Raw genomic sequence first — 18873 nt, 5'->3', positions numbered from 1 at the left:
GCTTCGGGTGGTGTGTCCGGCGGGCTATTCAGTCTCAGCCCATTCGGTCACGCGCTGGTCATGCTCGGGAATCTGGAAATCGTCGCCAGCGGAAAGCCGGGCGAACTGACGCCGGGAACGCGCTGACAGGAAGGCCGTTCGGTCGGCAGGCTGAATCTCCCACAGCGGACGGCTTAGCTCTTCGTCGCTGAGGAGTAGGAAGGCGGCAACGCGTGCCTTGTAATCGGGGCTCATGGTCACTCTCAAGGCATAGGAAAGCCCCGGCCAGCGAGTGACCAGGGCATCAAATGGGTTCGGATATCTCCGCGCAAAGGCTCTGAGTTGCGGCGCTAGCTTTTTCCTCCCTGCCGCGCTTCTGTCAGGCCCGGAGGGGGTCACCCCCCAGGGTGGGGCTCAGAACGGCGGCTCTTCGGCCTCAGCTTCTCGCTTCGCTGCCCAGTGCTGCCATTCACGCTGAGCCTGTGACTGCCTTCGTCTCTCAGCGACAACACCACCAGGCTGGTTACGGCCAGTCTCACGGTTATGGCAGCGCACACAAAGGGCTCTCAGGTGCTCATGTGCATTCGGGTCAGCAACACCACGCTTAACCAGTTCCTTGCGGCTCAGCGGGTGATGGTCGGCAACCTTGGAAGGCTGACCACACAGCGCACACCATGCATTCGTGTACAGGAATGACTCACGCTTGCGCGGCCAATCCTTGCCGTATGCGCTGGTTCCCTTCTCGGCGCGTCGGGCGGTCAGCATGTGCACATGATCTGGGCAGGCCCGTTCCTTACCACCTATGGAGTTAGGGCAGTTGGGTACGACGGGGCAGGGACGCCGGGGGCGATATGGCATAGGGGGTCACCTACGGATTTCCGGATGTGGGGGTGTCAGTAAGGGCCCTGAATAGCTCTGCATCACTGAGCCCATGGATTGCTGCCACGGCGTCTATGTTCTGCTGTACGTCGTCCAGTGGGTCTAGCTCATCTTCCGCCGAACACAGCATGTTCCGAATGGCTTGCACTAGGCGCGCTGCCTTCTCTGGATCAGGGTTGCCGTCAGCGAGCATGGCGCGCAATTCGTCGGCATAGCTGAGCGCATATCTCAGCGATTGGGTCAGCGACTCAGCGTGTGAGGGTGCGCATTCATCAGCGATCACGGGCGTACTCCTTCACGCCAGCACACACGCCAGCGAAGTTGCGGCGCAGCAAAGGCGCAGGTCGGAAAAGGTGGGGATTTCAGCCGGCTGAGGGTGTGATCTTGCACCAGCGAACGGCCAAAGCCACCCGGGGAGGGACCCCCTTGCCCTTCCAGTGCAGCGCGGCAGGGAGGCAAAAAGCTCTGATGGCCAATTAGACAGTTTGTGCGGACAGCGAAAGGGCCGTGCCGCTGGTGGGTAAATTCCAGCAACACGGCCCCTGGTGTGCTCAAGCGTTGCGCTTCCATGCCCGGTAGCAAGCCAGGCACATTGACTTTCGATATCCCGGAGAATCCGGCCGGGAAACGCCCCGGGCTATGAGCTGTGCTCGCGTCAGCGGGTAGAAGCAATTCACGTCCGCTGCCACGCCTAGACCATCTTCCGTGCACAGTTCGCAGAACGGGCTATCAGCCATAGTGGCCAGCGAAGCGACTCCGGGTCCATCAACGGCGTCAGGTCGGTTTCCTCTGAAAGCTCCGCCAACTCTGCTTTGAGTTCCGCAATCTGAGCGGCTACCTGTTCCCGAAGTCGGTCGTACTTGTCTTCGTCCATCCGGCCCAAGACGAAGAACTCTTTTTCCAGCTTCATTTCCCGGCCAACGGCGGATTCCAATGCAGCGTTGACGTGAGCTTTCCGCGCGTCGCGCTCAGGGTCCTGGTAGGACAGCCAGTCCCGAGCAATGGCCATGATGGTTGGGGAGTCCGGGGCGAGACTGAGAACGTGGTTAAGCCACATGATCTCTACAGCCGAATCAACGCGGGTGCGCTCAGTAGAGACGCCCTTGCAGGATGATTCCCCCTCCGTCTGGCGTGCGTAGCAGCGGTAATTGACTCCGCCGTTTGCCATGGGGCCATTGCAGAGCCCACAGCGAAGCGTGCCAGAGAGAAGAGCGACGATTTCCCGCTTGCCGCGCGTGCGATCACCAATGCTGGTGCCCGGCTGTGCACGTTCGGCCAAAATGGCGTTGATCTTTACGTGTTCAGCGAAGGTCACCACGCCCTCACCACACGAGACCGGGTGTCCCTTCTTGTCCAGCAAAGGGCTTCCGCCACGGTGGTACTTCCCAGTGTCGTTGCCGTGTTCGTCCAGCATCTTTTCCCGCTTGACCACCAGTCCGGCCCATGCGACGGAATGGGCAAGGCTGATGATTCCGGGGCCGGTCCATTTCTTTCCGTGGCGCGTGGGGATTCCCTCGCTGTTCAGCTTCTCTGCGATCCAGTTAGGCGTCTTCCGGTCCAACAGATACTCAGCGATCCGACGCGCAATGGGGTACTCCGTCAGGTGGCGGGCTAGCTTGCCGGAACCCTTGGGGGAGTACAGGCCGAAGGGGGTTACTCCTCCGGTCCAGCGTCCGTCAGCCTTGTTGCCGTTGATTCCGTTCTTCGTGAATTCGCTGATGTCTGACGCCTGGTCTCGCGCTTGCTCGCTGAGAATGGCCAGTACCATGCGGCTTCGGGTGGAATCGATGTTCTCGGCAACGACGTAGATACGTGCCTGTCGCTCTTCGAACTTGTCCAGCAAGAGGCCAACCTGACCCATGCCACGGCGGGAAAGGCGACTGGTCTTGAAGACATAGAGCGTCTTGGAGAGACCGGCGTCAGCGATTGCGGCTGTGGCGTTCTCGAACTCTTCGCGCCGGACGTACGCCTTGCTTGCGCTCTTTTGCTCAAACCAGACGTGCCGGATTCGCTTGCCCTCTTGGCTGGCGTGCCAGCACATACGGCGCACCTGTTCCCGCAGTGAGCTGAGGGTGTCTTTCTTCTTGCTTCGTCGGACGTACATCTCTGCCAAGTCAGCCGGGCTGCCCGTCACCGGTTCCCAGAGCCCCAGCGCCATGAGTTCTTCGTCTTCGAAGCCGAGTGCGCGCAGGTTGGGCAGGTCTTCCCGCTCCATTGGTGTCCATTCGCCGTGGGTCATCCGTCTCAGGTCCCTGTGAGCGAGTGGAATGCTTAGATTCCGCGTTTTCGCAGGTCAGAGGCGGTCTGGTTCCCATGGCTCTTGGGTGCCCCTGGTGCTACGTGGGCAAGGCCCGCTTCGAGAAGGCGCTCGCGGCCTTCCCGCACCGCGACGGCGTCGAGGTCGTGCACCGCTCCTTCGAACTGGACCCCGGCCGCGCCAAGGGCGACATCCAGCCCGTGCTGACGATGCTCACCCGGAAGTACGGCATGAGCGAGGCGCAGGCCCAGGCCGGCGAGGACAACCTCGCCGCGCAGGCCGCCGCCGAGGGCCTGGACTACCGCGCCCGGGGCCGCGACGCCGGCAACACCTTCGACATGCACCGCCTGCTGCACTTCGCCAAGGAGCACGGCCGCCAGGACGAGCTGATCCAGATCCTGTACCGGGCCAACTTCGCCGAGGAGCGCTCCGTCTTCAGCGAGGGCGACGAGCGGCTGGTGCGGCTGGCCGCCGAGGCCGGACTCGACGCCGACGCCGCCCGCACGGTCCTCGCCGACCCCGACGCCTACGCCGACGAGGTCAGGGCCGATGAACGCGAGGCCGCGCAGCTCGGCGCGAACGGGGTGCCCTTCTTCGTCCTCGATCGCAAGTACGGCGTCTCCGGTGCCCAGCCCGCCGAGGTCTTCACCCAGGCGCTCACCCAGGCGTGGGGCGAACGCTCCCCGCTGAAGCTGATCGACCAGGGTGCCGCCACCGCCTGCGGCCCGGACGGGTGCGCGGTGCCGCAGAACTGAGAAACCGCAGGTCGGGGCGGACGTATAAGCGCCGCTCAGGGGAACCCCGTAACCATCCGCAATGGACGGTGACTTCAGAGGGCCGCACAGTGGACCCATGGAGACCTTCGAGAGCGTTGTCCGTGCCGAGTTCGCCCCGAAGAACACCTTCCTGAACACCGCGAGCAGCGGACTGCTGCCGGCCCGGTCCGTCGCCGCGCTGCACGAGGCGGTGGCGCTCCGGGCCGCGGGCGCCCCGCTGGACCCCCTGTTCGAGGACGTCGAGCGGGCCCGGGCGTCCTTCGCCCGGCTGGCCGGGGTCCCGGCCGGCCGGGTGGCGGCGGGCCCCTCCGTCGCCGCGCACACCGGCCTCGTCGCGGCCTCGCTGCCCGCCGGTGCCGAAGTCCTCACCGCCGAGGCCGACTTCACCTCCGTGGTGAACCCGTTCCACATGCGCGCCGACCTCAAGGTGCGCACCGTCCCGCTGGAGCGGCTCGCCGACTCCGTCCGGCCGGGCACCGCACTGGTCGCGGTGAGCGCCGCACAGTCCGCGGACGGCCGGATCGCCGACCTGCCCGCGCTGCGCGCCGCCGCGGCCACCCACGGGGCGCGCACCTACGTCGACTTCTCGCAGGCGGCCGGCTGGCTGCCGATGGACGCCGACGCGTCCGACTTCACCGTCTCCACCACGTTCAAGTGGCTGCTCGGCCCGCACGGCGTGGCCTTCCTCGTCGTACCCGAGGACTTCGGCGCGCTGAGGCCGGTGCTGGCCGGCTGGGTCGCGGGGGAGAAGCCCTGGGACAGCTGCTACGGGCCCATCGAGGAACTGGCCCGCTCCGCCCGGCGGTTCGACGTGAGCCCGGCCCTGTTCAGCCACGCCGGGCTACGCGCCTCGCTCGCGCTGATCGAGGAGATCGGGGTGGCCGCCGTGCACGCCCACGACCTGGCCCTCGCCGACCGCTTCCGCGCCGGTCTCGCCGGGCTCGGCCATGAAGCCCTGCCCGCGCCCGGCTCGGCGATCGTCTCCGTGCCGGGCCTCGGCCACCGCCGTCCCGAACTGGCCCGCGCGGGCATCGAGGTCTCCGCCCGCGCGGGCCACCTACGGGCCTCCTTCCACCTGTACAACACCCCCACGGACGTCGACCACCTCCTGAACACACTGTCCGACTGACCCCGCGCGGGAACGGAGCGATGACGCCGACAGCGCGCAGCTCGTGCAGGAGGCTCCGATCGGGAAGTGGCTGGTCAAATGGCCGCAGCCCGAGATCGCGCTACGGGTGATCTGGCGCGCGGGTCCCTTCCACGGACTGCCGCATCGTCGGCGACGGAAGCGATCCGAGACCGTCGGTCATCACCTGCCCACGACTACTTCGACCAGCACCGCCGAACTGCTGGCGGGCGGCGGTGCGCGGAGCATCTACGTACCGCGAACGCAGCGAGCTGCCGGGCAAGACCCGCCGGTTTTCCGGCGCCTTCCATCAGTTCTTGGTCGCGGCCCAGTAATCCTTGAGCATCTCTCCCGGCCAGGCCGGCTCACGGATCTCGCCACGGGGCCCCATCTCAGTGAAGTACGGTGCCAGATCGTAGACAGGGGTTCCATCGACCGCGTCGAAGTCGGTCACCCTCAGGTCCAGGCCATCGACCTTGAGCAGGCGCGGAAAACTGGTGGCGAGCTGGTTCGGCCGCCGATGGTTGCGGTGCGCGAAGGTGCCCGAGGGCTCCCAGCTGGGGTCGTTGCGAGGGCTGCGCGCATGCAGAGCGACGTCATCCGGGGATGCCTTGCTGAAGTGCCAGGTCACGACCAGATGCGAGAACTCCTCCAAGCCTTTCACCACGTCAAGGGGGAACTTCGGGTCCAGACGGATGATGGACTCGACGCCACCCCAGTAGTCGTCGGCGACCTCCCTGCGACCGCCGACGACGTTGCCGATGGGCTCGATCTGCAGCGTCATTGCTTTCCCTTCGTACCTCGAAGTGAGGTGATCAATCTACGGTGCGCAGGTAGTCGGCTGCCCTTGATTCCAGCTCAACAGCAGCAGCGATGCCGCGCCTACGGTACGGAGACAGAAACTGACGCATCTCGACAACCTGCTGGCGGGCGCGGCCGGAGTAGATGCCCTCCTCCATGGCGTCTAGAGCGCTGGACCAGGTGGCACAGGCTTCTTCCACATTGCCTGCGGATACTTGTGTGGCGCCGAGGTACCCGAGGGTCACCGCATGTGTCCTCTTGAACGAAGCTCCTCGTGTCCGCACGCTGCGCCGAAAGTGTTTGATAGCCCCCTTGCTGTCGCCCAGGTCGCGAAGGGTGCAGGCCGTTTCGTGAGCCAGTGACGCCTCAGCGAAGAAGAACGTGCGAGACGGCTCCTCGATGCCATCGTGAGCCTGACGCAAGTCGTCCTCGGCGCGAAGGAGCACCTTGGCCGCGGCCTGTTTCTGTTCATTCGCGGCGAGGCAGCGGGCATGAACGACGCCGAGCAGCGCACGCTCCCGAGGAGTCGCCGACTGATAGCGCTGGCCGGCGATCGAGGCCGTCGACAGTGCCAGCGCATCAGTGAAGAACCCGAGGTCGAGGGCTTGGTGTGCCATGGCGCGGAAAATGTGGCCTGACAGCGGGGCGTCGCCGACTCGGGCGGCAAGTTTCACGCCCAGCGTGAAGTACCGCTCGGCGACACCGTGCTCGCCATTGTCGAAGGCCATCCAACCGGAGAGGTAGGAGCCTTCGGCAGCAGCCGAGTACATGTCGCGGCGCACTTGGTCGTTCGGGAACTTCCCCACCAAGTAACCGGCTACATCGGACCGGAGGTACTCCACGAGTGCCGTGCGGCCATGGCCACCCCCGCGCCGTTGGTCCATGTGGGAGAAGGCCAGGACCATTTCCCGCACGCTCTCTACATCGCCCCGCCCAACGCGTTGGGTTCCCTTACGGTCCTCGGGCGGTGTCTGCTTCGCCATCTCGGCCCACCAGGCATCTGACGGCACCACGAGCGCCGCAGCAGAGTACAAGCTGCCCCGTAGCAGACTGCGCCGGTCCGCATCCAAGTCGGTTCTCCCCAGATCATTCAGCGCGATCAATGGATCGACGCGCCAGTCCAATGCCCCCTGTGCTGGTGAGGTGGGAACTGTAAACCCGGCTTCGTCTGTGGTGACCACTCGTTTCAGACGGCGGGACAGTGCCTCGCACATGATTATGGGGGCTCGCCCGGACGGCTGATGACCTGCCACCCAATGCGTGACGTGCTGTCGCTGAATGTTGGTGTACGCGGTGAGTTGGTTCTCCCTCGCGACTTTGACGAAGGCGGCGGCGGCTTGGGCCCGTGACCAGCCTGCCTCTCCCAGTAGGGCTGCGAACCCCTTGTTTCGCTCGCGCGCCATGGTGCGCCCCCGCACTGCCGATGATCTTCAGCTGCGTGTGTCGACTGCGTTCGGGTCTATACCCGCGCAGGGTCAGAAGGACCAACGTACTGCTCAACTCCGGGACTCGGTCGCGTAACTGGCGGGACGCCACTGCTCGGGGTATCGCCCGGACCCATACGTGAAAAGATCTTGTGTCACGTTTGTCAGTTCGCCCCTCTCGGCCTGGTACCCCGGCAACCGTCGCCGCGGTTGGCTCTGTGTATGCGCCAGCGACCGTGTGGAGGAGCGCGAAAGCGCGCGCTGAGCCCAACCGGCTCTGCTTCTCCCGACAGGACCGGGTGCACATCACGCCGGAAGGACCACCTCGTGACGATGACTGCTGCCAGAGCTTCAGGCACTGACGTCCCCAGTTACACAGAGACTTGGCCGTGCGAACCCGAGTCGGCGAGAAAGGTTCGCCTCCTCGTCTCGTCAGCCTTGGCGCTGTGGGGCATAGCTGAGGCAGCAGCGAACGCCGAACTGATCGCCTCCGAACTCGCCACCAACGCGATTGTCCACTCCCACAGCCGCAACTTCCAGATCACGATCGCCCGCCCTGACGCGACGAACGTGAAGATCCTCGTCTCGGACACGAACCGAGAAGTGCCTGAGTTCTGTGGGCCAGATGAGTACGCCGTCAGCGGTCGTGGTCTGAACCTCGTGGACCAGCTGAGCACCAAGTGCGGCTACGACCGCAAGCAGTGGGGCAAGGTCGTCTGGGCCGAACTGGAGGTGCCGGAGGTGCCGGCGAGATGACCGCGGTATCGACCTGGCGTCCGCCGTTGGAGGCCGAACACCTGGAAACCCTCGCCAGACGCATGAGGGTTGCATGGCAGCCGTTAGCCCCGGCACCGATGTTCGACGACTTGGACCCGGTGATCGGCGAGCGCCCGCCGGCAGACGACACACTCGACCAGATACCGGAGCGCTTACGCGGTGTGCTGATGAACTTGGCCACCGTGGCGTTCCAGGAAGGCGTGAGGGCTGATGCGACGACTCGGCAGCGGAACCCGCTGTCAGCATCGGCCGCCGATGCTCCAGGCGGAACTGAACGGGCTGCGCGACATCGAGCGCATCCCCACTCCGTCCGGACACCGCTTAAGGATCGATGCTGGTCCCTGGTGCGGCGGGCCGAGGACTGGTGGTGTCGGCATGTGAGCCAGCGAGAACCGCACCGCAGGTTCGACAACGCCCTCCAGTTGATCGTGGCATGCGAGAGGGAGTCGGGCCGCTTCGACCCGAAGGTCGGGCCGGGTCGGCACAGCTGAGAGTGGACATGAGCCGACTCAAGGCGCTCGGCGCGCAGCCCTTCGAGGACCACGAATGAGCCCCGCTCCGGTCAGACGGCCTGCGCCGCATGGATCAGTGCCTGGGCGGCCCGGCCGCCGACTGCGGCCACCAGGCAGACGCACACCCGGCGCCGGGCAGCACGACCAGGCGTCCCATCCGCCAGGCGCCTTCCCGCGCCGGGCACATTCCTCGCCGCCCTACCCAGCCGCGGCAGAGACACGACCTCACTTGGTCTGGAGGCCAGCATGCAAGAGCTTGGTGCCTTGGCGGCGGATGCTGTCGACTTCACGGCATTACAGAACTTCGCCGCCCTCCGTGGGCAGTTCCGCGTCAGCTTCACTCCTCGCTGCAACGTCGCGTGCTTTTTCTGCCACAACGAGGGAGACGTCCCGCCCCCGGCCACGCGCCTCGACCGCTCCCAGCAGCCCCGCCCCCGAGTGCTGGGTCCCGAGGACTACCTCACGATCATCGGCTCCGTCATGGCCGCGGGGCTGAAACGCGTCTACTTCACTGGAGGGGAGCCGCTCGTCTCACCGCTCGCCCGGCCCGTCCTGGAGCAGCTCCCCGAGCATGGCCCGGACGCCAGCTACACCCTCATCACCAACGGCACACGCGTGCGTACCCACAAGGCATGGCTTTCCCGCACCCGCCTGGACAAGATCAAGGTCAGCCTTCACTACTTCTCCGACGAGACACTGCGCAGCATCGCCGGTACTCAATACGGCATCGACCTGGTCCTCGACGGCATCGAAGCTGCTCGCGAGAGCTGCCCCCGCGTGGAGCTGAACACGCTGTTGCTGAGTGAGAACCAGGACGAGGTCCCTCACATCCTCGACTTCGCGCTCGACCGCCGCCTGCCCGTGCAGTTCATCGAACTGGTCGGCACCGACTTCAACGAGGGACGCGCGGCTTCCGCTGTGTCCGCCGAGGGCCTGATCACCTACCTGCGGACGCTGACGCGCGACGAACACACCGAAGTCGTCGGCGTCGGTCAAGGCCGCCGCGTCTTCCTGATCGACGGCGTTGAGATCGATGTCATCCACCGCAACCTGGGACGCCACCACGTCGGGCAGTGCGGTACCTGCCCACGCCGCGCCGATTGCGTGGAGGGCTTCTGGGCGCTGCGCCTGGACCACAACGGTGGCTTGCAGCCCTGTCTCCTCCGCGATGACCTCCGTCTCGACCTCGTCCCGCTGCTGGCGTACGGCCGGTTGGCCGACAACGTCGCCAGTCATGTCACCGCCTTCACGGAGGGAACGCTATGACCGCCCGCCACCCTCTCCTGCCCTCGCCCTACCAGCCCGTCCGCTACGAGGGCGAGCAGGGACCCCTCGTCGTCCTGGAGGGCGTTTCCGGCGTCGGCAAGTCCACGCTGCGCGTGCTCCTGGAAGACCGGCTCGCCGGTACCGGCATCCACACCCTGCCCGTCCCGCACACCCAGTGGTCCACAACCGTCAACAGCAAGCTGCGATCTCTGCCGCAATTCGCGTTCTGCCTCTCGGGCCTCCTGCACGCGTCCGACGCGATCCGGCGGGCGCGCGCCATGGGTCCCGTCATCGCCGACCGGTACGCCTCCTCGGTCGTCGCATGCCACGCGGCTGTGCACCGCTTGCCGGTCAAAACGGTCTGTCAGCTCATGGAGCCGTACCGGTCCTACCTGACTCGGCCCACCCGCACGTTCTACATGTCGTGCTCGGAACAGGAGCTGCGCAGGCGCATCGCAGGCAAGAGCGACCGCACCCGTGACGATGCCGACTTGCTGGAGGTGGAGGGACGCCTGTCCCGACTGCTGGAGAACTTCGCCGCGGTTGCCAAAGAGGATCCCAGTGCCGTCTTGATCGAGACCGATGACAAGAGTGCTGCCGATCTCGCCGACATGATTGTCACTCACTTGGAGAAGGACCGTGTTGAACCTCATCGACGCTGACGCCGTCATCCAGCGCGGTGGAGCGGTCGGAGTGTTCCCCGGACAGATCCACGAGGGCGTGGCCTGGTGGCTGTGAGCCTGCCGCCCCCACCCAACAGTGTTCAATGTGCCCTTTGCCTCCTGGGTGCACGGCTGACCGCTAGGCTCAGCCAGCATGAGCGATGCGGTAATGCGCGACGCCTCCGTGGTCGCGGCACGCGACGCGAACGGCCTAGTGGCCCTGCTGAGCGCCGAGTTCCCCACCCACGGAGGTGAGTATCTGTTTCTTCCCGGCGGCCGTTTCGAAGCAGGAGAGTCCCCTCTGGACTGCGGCCGTCGGGAACTGCGTGAGGAGGCCGGACTCACCGCCGCCTCCTGGCGGTCCCTGGGTACCTACGCCATCACGCTCAGCTCCCCGGCACGAGTTCACCTGTTCGAGGCCAGCGATCTCACACTCGGACCACAGGAACTCACCGAGACCGAAATGGACTTCAAGCTGATGTGGTGGCCCATGGACGATGCCCTGCAAGCCGTGCATGACGGCCGGTTCCTTCTCCCCGCCGGGCCGCTCGCTCTTCTCCTGGCACACCACAGCCGGTAACGCCATCGGCGGGCTGTGTACTGTCCGTGAACAACCGCGGCGGGCCGGTGACCGCCGTGAGTCGGCGGACCCGCCCCCCTTCCGAAGGAGGCGGGTCCGCCGGCTTTTTGCCCGGTCAGCTCAGGAACTGGCTCAGCGGACCGGGGTGAAGTCTCGGGCGCCGATGAAGTCCGGGCGTCGTACGGGGGCCGCGAAGGGGTCGACCGCCGTGTTCTCCACGCTGTTGAACACGATGAACACATTGCTGCGCGGGAAGGGGGTGATGTTGTCGCCCGAGCCGTGCATGCAGTTGCAGTCGAACCAGGTCGCGGAGCCCGCCCGGCCCGTGAACAGCCGGATGCCGTGCTCGCCGGCCAGGGCGGTCAGCGCCTCGTCGGACGGGGTGCCCGCGTCCTGCATCTGCAGTGACTTCTTGTAGTTGTCCTCGGGCGTGGCCCCCGCACAGCCGAGGAACGTGCGGTGCGAGCCCGGCATGATCATGAGCCCGCCGTTGGTGTCGAGGTTCTCGGTCAGCGCGATCGACACGGACACCGTCCGCATGCGCGGCAGCCCGTCCTCCGCGTGCCAGGTCTCGAAGTCCGAGTGCCAGTAGAAGCCGCTGGCCCCGAAGCCCGGCTTGACGTTGATCCGGGACTGGTGGACATACACGTCCGAGCCGAGGATCTGCCGGGCCCGTCCGACCACCCGCTCGTCGCGGACGAGGCCCGCGAACACCTCGCTGATCCGGTGGACCTCGAAGACGGAGCGGATCTCCTTCGACTTCGGTTCCACGATGGAGCGTTCGTCGGCGCGGACCGCCGGGTCGGCGACCAGCCGGTCCAGCTCCTGCCGGTAGCGGGCGACCTCGTCGTCCTCGATCAGCTGCTCGACGGTGAGGAAGCCGTCGCGGTCGTACGCCAGCAGCTCGGCGGCCGAGACGGGTCCCGGTGTGTCGGGGGAGCCCCAGACGACGGGGTCCTGGCGCGGTACGGACACCTCGGTGGCGCCGCGGCTGGGGTAGAGGTCGGTGACGGTCATGTGCTCAGACCTCCTCGGGCTCGGTGAGCAGGGGGTAGACGCCGTTCTCGTCGTGGTCCTCCCGCCCGGTCACCGGCGGGTTGAACACGCAGATGCAGCGGAAGTCCTCCTGGACGCGGAGCGTGTGCCGCTCGTGCCCGTCGAGGAGGTACATGGTGCCGGGAGTGATCGAGTACGTCTTCCCGGTCTCGTGGTCGGTGAGTTCGGCCGCGCCCTGCACACAGACGACGGCCTCGATGTGGTTGGCGTACCACATCGACGTCTCCGTGCCCGCGTACAGGACGGTCTCGTGGACGGAGAAGCCGACCCGCTCCCGGGCGAGCACGATCCGCTTGCTCTCCCAGGTGCCGGACGCCGACTTCACATGCCGGTCGGTGCCTTCGATCTCCTTGAACGAACGGACGATCACGGTGGTGCACAGCCTCCTTGGTGGAAGGGGTGGAAGGGTGGAGGAGCGGAGGAGTGGAGGTGTCGCCGTGCGACGGTGCCGGGCGGCGCCGGCCCGTGCCGGACGGCGCCGTCCGATGCCGGTCGTGGTCAGACGGTCTCCCGGACGGCCCGGGCGAGGATGCTCAGCCCCTCGTCCAGCTCGTCCGGGGTGACGGTGAGCGCGGGCAGCAGCTTGACGACCTCGCCCTCCGGGCCGGACGTCTCGATGAGCAGCCCGAGTTCGAAGGCGCGCCGGGCCACCCGGTCCGCGCGTCCCTTGTCGTGGAACTCCAGGCCCCACACGAGCCCCCGCCCCCGGTGCTCCTTCACATCGGCGGCGTTCTCCTCGGTGACGGCGACCAGCTCCCGCTCGATCCGCTCGCCCCGGGCCCGGGTCTGCTTCTCCATGGCGGAGCCGTCGGCCCAGTAGGTCTCCAGGGCCGCGGTCGCGGTGACGAACGCCGGGTTGTTGCCGCGGAACGTGCCGTTGTGCTCGCCCGGCTCCCAGATGTCCAGCTCGGGCCTGAACAGGCACAGCGCCATGGGCAGCCCGTAGCCGCTGATGGACTTCGACACGGTGACGATGTCGGGCACGATGCCGGCCTCCTCGAAGGAGAAGAAGGCGCCGGTACGGCCGCAGCCCATCTGGATGTCGTCGACGATCAGCAGCATGTCACGGCGCGCGCACAACTCGGCGAGCGCGCGCAGCCATTCGGGCCGGGCGACGTTGATGCCGCCCTCGCCCTGCACGGTCTCGACGATGACCGCGGCGGGATGGTTGAGTCCGGACCCCTGGTCGCCGAGAAGCCGCTCGAACCAGAGGAAGTCGGGGACCTGTCCGTCCAGGTAGTGGTCGAAGGGCATCGGCGTGCCGTGCACCAGCGGGATACCGGCCCCGGCCCGTTTGAAGGCGTTGCCGGTGACGGCCAGCGAGCCGAGGGACATACCGTGGAAGGCGTTGGTGAACGACACGATCGCCTCGCGTCCCTTCACCTTCCGCGCCAGCTTCAGCGCGGACTCGACCGCGTTGGTGCCGGTCGGACCCGGGAACATGACCTTGTACGGCAGGTCGCGCGGGCGCAGCACCAGGTCCTGGAAGGTCTGCAGGAAGGACCGTTTGGCCGTGGTGGACATGTCGAGGCCGTGGGTGACGCCGTCCCGCATCAGATAGTCGATCAACGCCCGTTTGAGTACGGGGTTGTTGTGGCCGTAGTTGAGTGAGCCCGCGCCGGCGAAGAAGTCGAGGTACCGGTGCCCGTCCTCGTCGTACATCAGGCTGCCCTGGGCACGGTCGAAGACGGTGGGCCAGCCGCGGCAGTAGCTGCGCACCTCGGACTCCAGGGTCTCGAAGACGCTCAGGTCGGGCTGGGTGATGGTCACGGTGATCGCTCCTCAGTGCGACGAGTGGGGGGTCAACGGGCCGATCCGGTACAGGACTTCCGGCTGATGAGTGCTGTCAGGGAACAGCCCGGAGTCGAACAGCACTTCGCGGGTGACACGGGCGCCGTGCCGTGCGGCGTACGAGGTGAACAGCTGCTCGGAGGCGGTGTTGCCGGGGGTGATGGTCGCCTCGACGGAGGCGAGCCCGTGCCCGGCGCCGAGCCGCGCGGTCAGCCCGTCGAGCAGCGCGGCGGCCACGCCGTGGCCGCGGTGGGGCGCGTCCACCGCGACCTGCCACACGAGCAGGGTCCGCGGGCGCTCCGGCCGTACGTATCCGGTGAGGAAGCCGACGGGTGCCCCGTCCGTTCCGCGGGCCACCGCGGAGGTGCCCGCGAAGTCGCGGCACCACAGCAGATAGCTGTACGAGGAGTTCAGATCGAGGGTTCCGGAGTCCTTGGCAATACGCCAGAGAGCGGCTCCGTCCGTCACCTTCGGACGGTCGATGAGCAGGTCTGCTTGTGCGGCAGTCATGCGTATTGAATTTAGCGAGGTGAATTAAGAAATGCACGGTTACGGATGTGTATCGATGCGCAAGGCGGTTTGATATGTACCGGTTTCACCTGCATCAAAAGGCGCAAATCACCCACCGATGTGGAGTGTGTCACATCCATGAAACCCGGGCGAAAATCTTCTTGTTTAGCCTTGGAAAAAGCGGGCAGAAGAACTCGGGAAAGCTATCCGAAATAAAGAAGCCGAATTGTCGAGAATTTCAACCCCCGGCCATGCCGCCGACAAACGCCCGCAGGACGCCGCCGCGACCGCGTCATCCGTGGGCGGAGTCCGCGGCGCGCTGGGCGGCCGCCAGGTCGACGGCCAGTCCCCGCTCCGCCAGGGCCGCGCCCAGCGCCGCGAGGGAGCCGCGCACCGCCGCCGCCGTCGCGTCCGCCCCGTAGTGGTTGACCCGGATCATCTCCTTGGCCAGCGCGCCGCCGCCCGCCACCAGCGGCAGCGCGGGGTCGCTCGCCAGTGCCCGGGCCACCAGTTCCGAGGCGTCCACGCCCGGCGGCACCCGCAGGGTCGTGGCCACCGGCGCCGCGTCCGCGGCCTCGTACACATACGGCTCCAGGCCCCCGCCCAGCGCCGACGCCCCCGCCCGCACGGCCCGCGCGGCGGTGCGGTGCCGAGCCATCACCTCGTCCGGGCCCACGCTCTCGATCCGCTCCAGGCACGCCTTGAGCGCCAGCATCTCCAACTGCGCCGGCGCGTGCGGCAGCGCGGTACGGCCCGCGTCGATCCAGCGCTCCTTCCAGTCGAGCAGGGACAGGTAGGAGCGGCGCGGGGCACGCGGGTTCGCCGCCATCCGGGTCCAGGCCCGCTCGCTCACCGACACCGCCGACACCCCCGCCGGGCCGCCCATCGCCTTCTGCGCGCCGATCACGCACAGGTCCACGCCCCAGGCGTCCGGCAGCACCGGTTCGGCCCCGACGGAGGCCACCGCGTCCAGGTAGAACAGCGCGCCGTGCGCCCGGACCACCTCACCGATCTCGGCGACCGGGTTGGTGTTCCCGGTCGCCGCCTCCGCGTGCACCAGGGAGACGAAGTCGGTCTCGGGGTGCTCGGCGAGGGCCGCCCGGACCTGGTCCGCGGTGGCCGCCGCGTGGAACGGCACCGACAGGTCGACCACCCGTGCGCCGCAGTCCCGCAGCCAGTTCCCGAAGGTCTGCCCGTACGGTCCGGTGATCACGTTCAGTGCGGTGGTGCCGGGACCCGCCGTCCCCCGGATCGCGCCCTCCAGCGGCAGCAGCGCCTCGCCCTGCATGATCACCACGTTCTGCCGGGTGCCGAGCAGCCGGGCCACCCGGTCCTCGACGGCGGCGAACTGCGCGGCGGTCAGCGGGGGCAGATCGAGGAAGGGGTGCGTCACGGCGGTGCTCTCTTCGCTCACAAAGGGGGTCGACCCGACGAGGGTAACCGGCCCCCTCCCGACAGCGACGACCGGTGACTTCTCAGGTCAAAAGCCCCTGCGACCATGGGAACACCGCATGCTGCGCCGGGATGGGGGGCAGACCGCGTCGGTCGCCGCCCGGAATCTGGCCCGGGTGGCCTGCCGGAGAAGGCGGACGCCTGCCCCGCGGCCCTCTTGGGCGGCCGGCAGCAGCGCGTCGCCGTCGCCCGCGTGCTCGCCATGGGCCCCGAGGTCATGCTGTTCGACGAGCCGGCCTCGGCGCTCGACCCGGAACCCGTCGGGGACGTCCTCGCCATGCTGCGCATGCTCGCCGACGAGGACATGACCATGATGATCGTCACCCACGAGATGACCTTCGCCGCGAGTTCGCCGACCAGGTCGTCCCTCATGGACGGCGGGGTGATCGCCGGGGACGGCACCCCCGACCAGGCCATCGGCGCCCGTGCCACGAGCGCAGCCGCCACTTCCCCGCCCGCCCCCGCGACCCGGCGGGGCGGACGTCGAGCCGGAGTCCCCGACCGGGTGAGCCACGCGGGCTGACGGTTCAATAAGGTGCCGTACATGAGTGATGGTGCGGTGCTGCACGTGAAGGGGCGCGTTCTCGTCGGACCGGACGAGGTCCGCGACGAGGTGTGGGTGGTAGGCGGGCGGATCTCCTACGACCGTCCGGCCGGCGCCCGCGATCTGACGAGCGTGACCGGGTGGGCGCTGCCCGGTCTGGTCGACGCCCACTGCCACGTCGGCCTCGGCACGCGGGGCCCGGTCGACGCGGACGCCGCCGAGAAGCAGGCGCTGACCGACCGGGAGGCGGGCACCCTGCTGGTCCGCGACGCGGGTTCGCCCTCGGACACCCGCTGGATCGACGACCGCGAGGACCTCCCGAGGATCATCCGGGCCGGCCGGCACATCGCCCGCACCCGCCGCTACATCCGCGACTTCGCCCACGAGATCGAGCCGGACGAACTCGTCGCTCATGTCGCCCAGGAGGCGCGGCGCGGCGACGGCTGGGTCAAGCTGGTCGGCGACTGGATCGACCGCGACCTCGGCGACCTGGCCGCCTGCTGGCCGCGCGAGGCCGTCGCGGCGGCGATCGCCGAGGCCCACCGCCTCGGCGCCCGGGTCACCGCGCACTGCTTCGCCACCGGCTCCCTGCGCGACCTGGTCGAGTCGGGCATCGACTGCGTCGAGCACGCCACGGGGCTGACCGAGGACCTGATCCCGCTGTTCGCCGAGCGCGGCGTGGCGATCGTCCCGACCCTCGTCAACATCGCGACGTTCCCGCAGCTCGCCGCCGGCGGCGAGAGCAAGTACCCGCGCTGGTCGGCACATATGCGGCGGCTCCACGAGCGGCGCTACGACACGGTGCGCGGCGCCCATGACGCGGGCATCCCGGTGTACGTCGGCACGGACGCCGGCGGTTCGCTGGCGCACGGCCTGGTCGCGGCCGAGGTCGCCGAACTGGTCGCCGCGGGAATCCCGCCCGTCGACGCGCTGTCGGCGACCACCTGGGGCGCCCGCGCCTGGCTCGGCCGGCCGGGACTGGCCGAGGGCGCGCCCGCCGACCTGGTCGTGTACGAGGCGGACCCACGGGCGGACGTACGGGTGCTGGCGGCCCCGCGGCGGGTGGTGCTGCGGGGACGGATCATGGGCTAGGTGAGGGCCAGGGGAATGCGCCAACCGCCCGCGAGGTCACGGCCCGGCCGCCACGTGAGGTCACGGCCCGGCCGCGCTGTGACGAACTGGTGTGCCATGGAATTCGAAAACCTTCGCGGAAACACCACGAACGGGTGAAGTAACTCAGGATCGCTGACGGTTCACCCACAGTACGTAATTCTGGCCGGGTCCCAAGCTCATCCCACTGGGGGTCCCACCGCCTTGAACAGCAATGACTTCCGTATGCCCGCACGCCGTCTGGCCGCCGTCGCGGCAACCACGGCTCTCGCCGCGGGCCCGGCGGCGCTGGCCGGCGCGAGCGCCGCGCACGCGACCACCGACCAGGGGCGCGCCGGCGCCGTCGTCCTGCGCACCGGGCTCGACGTGTCCCTGCTCAACAAGACCGTGAATGTCCCGCTCGCGGTCTCTCTCAACGAGGTGCAGGCACCGCAGAGCGCCGACAAGACGGCGCTGTCCGCCCGGCTCGACGGCGTGGACGGCGGCAAGCCGTTCACCGTGCTCGGCGCGGACGTGGCCGCCGCCAAGGCCACCGTGGCCGACGGCCGTGCCGAGGGTTCCGTCGAACTCGCCCACGCCAAGCTGCATGTCCCCGGCCTGCCCCTGCTGTCCCTCGTCGAGATCGGCGCGGTCACCTCCAAGGCGACCTGCGAGGCCGGCAAGCAGCCCACCGCCTCCGCCAATGTGCTGGGCGCGGTGACGGTGCTCGGCAAGCGGGTCACGCTCAGCGCGGGCGGCCCGACCCATGTCGAGGTACCCGGGGTCGGCGAGGTCCGCCTCGATCTGTCGAAGCGGGAGACCACCTCCCGCACGGCGGCCGCCACCGCGCTCGAACTGAAGGTCTCCGTCAACCCGTTGAAGCTGAACGTGGCCGAGGTCGAGGGGACCGTCACCCTCGCCAAGGCGACCTGCGAGACACCCGACGCACCGGCCAAGCCGAGCGAACCGGCCAAGCCGAGCGCACCCGCCAAGCCCGCCGACCCGGCCAAGCCCGCCGACCCGGCCGAACCCGCGTCGGACGTGAAGCCCCAGGGTGCCGCCGAGGCCGACCTCGCGGAGACCGGCGGCAACTCGGCGACGCCGTACATCGTGGGCGGCGCGCTCGCGCTCGTCCTGGCGGGCGGCGGCGCGGTGGCCCTGGCACGCCGCCGGAACTGACCGTCCGACGCGTGCGGGGGCCGGCCCGCCCCGGGGGACGCACGCGGTACGGCTGGTCCCGCTGGGACGGGAAGCCGAACCGGAGCCGGCCGCCGGGCCCGACAGCCGTGAGCCCCGGTGGTTCCGCGCTGTCGTGAGGCTCGGCGGTCCCATGGGGGCGGGAGGACGCCCTCTCGGCGGTCCCACGGGGGAGGGGCGGGCCCCGAGAGGGCA

19 protein-coding genes and 1 pseudogene are annotated in these 18873 nt (G+C 68.1%); 9 read left to right on the top strand and 11 right to left on the bottom strand.

The genetic code is table 11. From position 1 onward, the window contains the following. Positions 1-24: 24 nt before the first annotated feature. The 4 genes from ABT245_RS23980 to ABT245_RS23965 all read right to left on the bottom strand — a co-directional run bounded on the left by ABT245_RS23980 (position 25) and on the right by ABT245_RS23965 (position 3097). Positions 25-240 carry a hypothetical protein gene (locus tag ABT245_RS23980; RefSeq protein WP_351736764.1) on the bottom strand — a complete coding sequence of 72 codons (216 nt, stop codon included), beginning with the start codon at positions 238-240 and terminating at the stop codon, positions 25-27. Between the two features lie 153 nt (positions 241-393). After that, positions 394-744 carry an HNH endonuclease gene (locus ABT245_RS23975; RefSeq protein WP_351736762.1) on the bottom strand — a complete coding sequence of 117 codons (351 nt, stop codon included), beginning with the start codon at positions 742-744 and terminating at the stop codon, positions 394-396. A 103-nt stretch (positions 745-847) separates the two neighbouring features. Then, positions 848-1141, bottom strand: a complete 294-nt coding sequence (locus ABT245_RS23970; protein WP_351736760.1) for a hypothetical protein — start codon at positions 1139-1141, stop codon at positions 848-850. A 408-nt stretch (positions 1142-1549) separates the two neighbouring features. Next, positions 1550-3097, bottom strand: a complete 1548-nt coding sequence (locus ABT245_RS23965; RefSeq protein WP_351736758.1) for a recombinase family protein — start codon at positions 3095-3097, stop codon at positions 1550-1552. A gap of 74 nt (positions 3098-3171) precedes the next feature. Between ABT245_RS23965 and ABT245_RS23960 the strand changes: the two genes are divergently transcribed. After that, positions 3172-3870, top strand: a complete 699-nt coding sequence (locus ABT245_RS23960) for a DsbA family oxidoreductase (RefSeq protein WP_351736756.1) — start codon at positions 3172-3174, stop codon at positions 3868-3870. Between the two features lie 97 nt (positions 3871-3967). Further along, a complete protein-coding gene (locus ABT245_RS23955; protein ID WP_351736754.1) occupies positions 3968-5020 on the top strand; it encodes an aminotransferase class V-fold PLP-dependent enzyme in 1053 nt (350 codons plus the stop codon). A 307-nt stretch (positions 5021-5327) separates the two neighbouring features. On the opposite strand, the gene ABT245_RS23950 is transcribed toward ABT245_RS23955, so the two are convergent. Beyond that, on the bottom strand, positions 5328-5801 hold the full coding sequence (locus ABT245_RS23950; protein ID WP_351736752.1) for an SAM-dependent methyltransferase: 474 nt from the start codon (positions 5799-5801) through the stop codon (positions 5328-5330). A gap of 31 nt (positions 5802-5832) precedes the next feature. Then, positions 5833-7221, bottom strand: coding sequence for an NsdA family TPR-like regulatory protein (locus ABT245_RS23945; protein WP_351736750.1), 1389 nt, complete (start codon positions 7219-7221; stop codon positions 5833-5835). Positions 7222-7575: 354 nt separating this feature from the next. Between ABT245_RS23945 and ABT245_RS23940 the strand changes: the two genes are divergently transcribed. From ABT245_RS23940 to ABT245_RS23925, 4 genes are all read left to right on the top strand, one after another. Beyond that, positions 7576-7998, top strand: coding sequence for an ATP-binding protein (locus ABT245_RS23940; RefSeq protein WP_351736794.1), 423 nt, complete (start codon positions 7576-7578; stop codon positions 7996-7998). Positions 7999-8777: 779 nt separating this feature from the next. Further along, the gene (locus ABT245_RS23935; protein ID WP_351736748.1) at positions 8778-9797 is read left to right on the top strand and encodes a radical SAM protein; all 1020 of its coding nucleotides are present in this window, start codon (positions 8778-8780) and stop codon (positions 9795-9797) included. Continuing rightward, positions 9794-10459 carry a dTMP kinase gene (locus tag ABT245_RS23930; protein WP_351736746.1) on the top strand — a complete coding sequence of 222 codons (666 nt, stop codon included), beginning with the start codon at positions 9794-9796 and terminating at the stop codon, positions 10457-10459. Before ABT245_RS23935 ends, ABT245_RS23930 begins: the two co-directional genes overlap by 4 nt. A 154-nt stretch (positions 10460-10613) precedes the next feature. After that, positions 10614-11039, top strand: a complete 426-nt coding sequence (locus ABT245_RS23925) for an NUDIX domain-containing protein (RefSeq protein WP_351736744.1) — start codon at positions 10614-10616, stop codon at positions 11037-11039. Positions 11040-11171: 132 nt separating this feature from the next. Here the strand turns inward: ABT245_RS23925 and thpD are convergent, their stop codons facing one another. From thpD to ABT245_RS23900, 5 genes are all read right to left on the bottom strand, one after another. Beyond that, positions 11172-12056 carry an ectoine hydroxylase gene (gene thpD / locus ABT245_RS23920; protein WP_351736742.1) on the bottom strand — a complete coding sequence of 295 codons (885 nt, stop codon included), beginning with the start codon at positions 12054-12056 and terminating at the stop codon, positions 11172-11174. A 4-nt stretch (positions 12057-12060) separates the two neighbouring features. Then, positions 12061-12465, bottom strand: a complete 405-nt coding sequence (locus tag ABT245_RS23915) for an ectoine synthase (RefSeq protein WP_351736740.1) — start codon at positions 12463-12465, stop codon at positions 12061-12063. Between the two features lie 128 nt (positions 12466-12593). Further along, positions 12594-13865, bottom strand: a complete 1272-nt coding sequence (gene ectB / locus ABT245_RS23910) for a diaminobutyrate--2-oxoglutarate transaminase (protein ID WP_351736738.1) — start codon at positions 13863-13865, stop codon at positions 12594-12596. Between the two features lie 12 nt (positions 13866-13877). Next, the gene (gene ectA, locus ABT245_RS23905; protein WP_351736736.1) at positions 13878-14396 is read right to left on the bottom strand and encodes a diaminobutyrate acetyltransferase; all 519 of its coding nucleotides are present in this window, start codon (positions 14394-14396) and stop codon (positions 13878-13880) included. Between the two features lie 292 nt (positions 14397-14688). Continuing rightward, positions 14689-15789 (bottom strand): pyridoxal-phosphate-dependent aminotransferase family protein, encoded by a 1101-nt coding sequence (locus tag ABT245_RS23900; protein WP_351736734.1) that lies wholly within the window; start codon positions 15787-15789, stop codon positions 14689-14691. A gap of 109 nt (positions 15790-15898) precedes the next feature. On the opposite strand from ABT245_RS23900, the pseudogene ABT245_RS23895 reads away from it, so the two are divergent. From ABT245_RS23895 to ABT245_RS23885, 3 genes and pseudogenes are all read left to right on the top strand, one after another. Continuing rightward, positions 15899-16382, top strand: a pseudogene (locus ABT245_RS23895) (ATP-binding cassette domain-containing protein); the annotation flags it as partial. Positions 16383-16392: 10 nt separating this feature from the next. Further along, positions 16393-17484: an amidohydrolase family protein gene (locus tag ABT245_RS23890; protein ID WP_351736732.1), complete on the top strand. Its 1092-nt coding sequence runs from the start codon at positions 16393-16395 to the stop codon at positions 17482-17484. Positions 17485-17706: 222 nt separating this feature from the next. After that, a complete protein-coding gene (locus ABT245_RS23885) occupies positions 17707-18660 on the top strand; it encodes an SCO1860 family LAETG-anchored protein (protein ID WP_351736730.1) in 954 nt (317 codons plus the stop codon). Positions 18661-18873: the final 213 nt, after the last annotated feature.

This window comes from Streptomyces sp. NPDC001508 (assembly GCF_040298665.1).
Taxonomy (GTDB): Bacteria; Actinomycetota; Actinomycetes; order Streptomycetales; family Streptomycetaceae; genus Streptomyces.
This window is presented reverse-complemented; position numbering and strand designations above follow the sequence as displayed.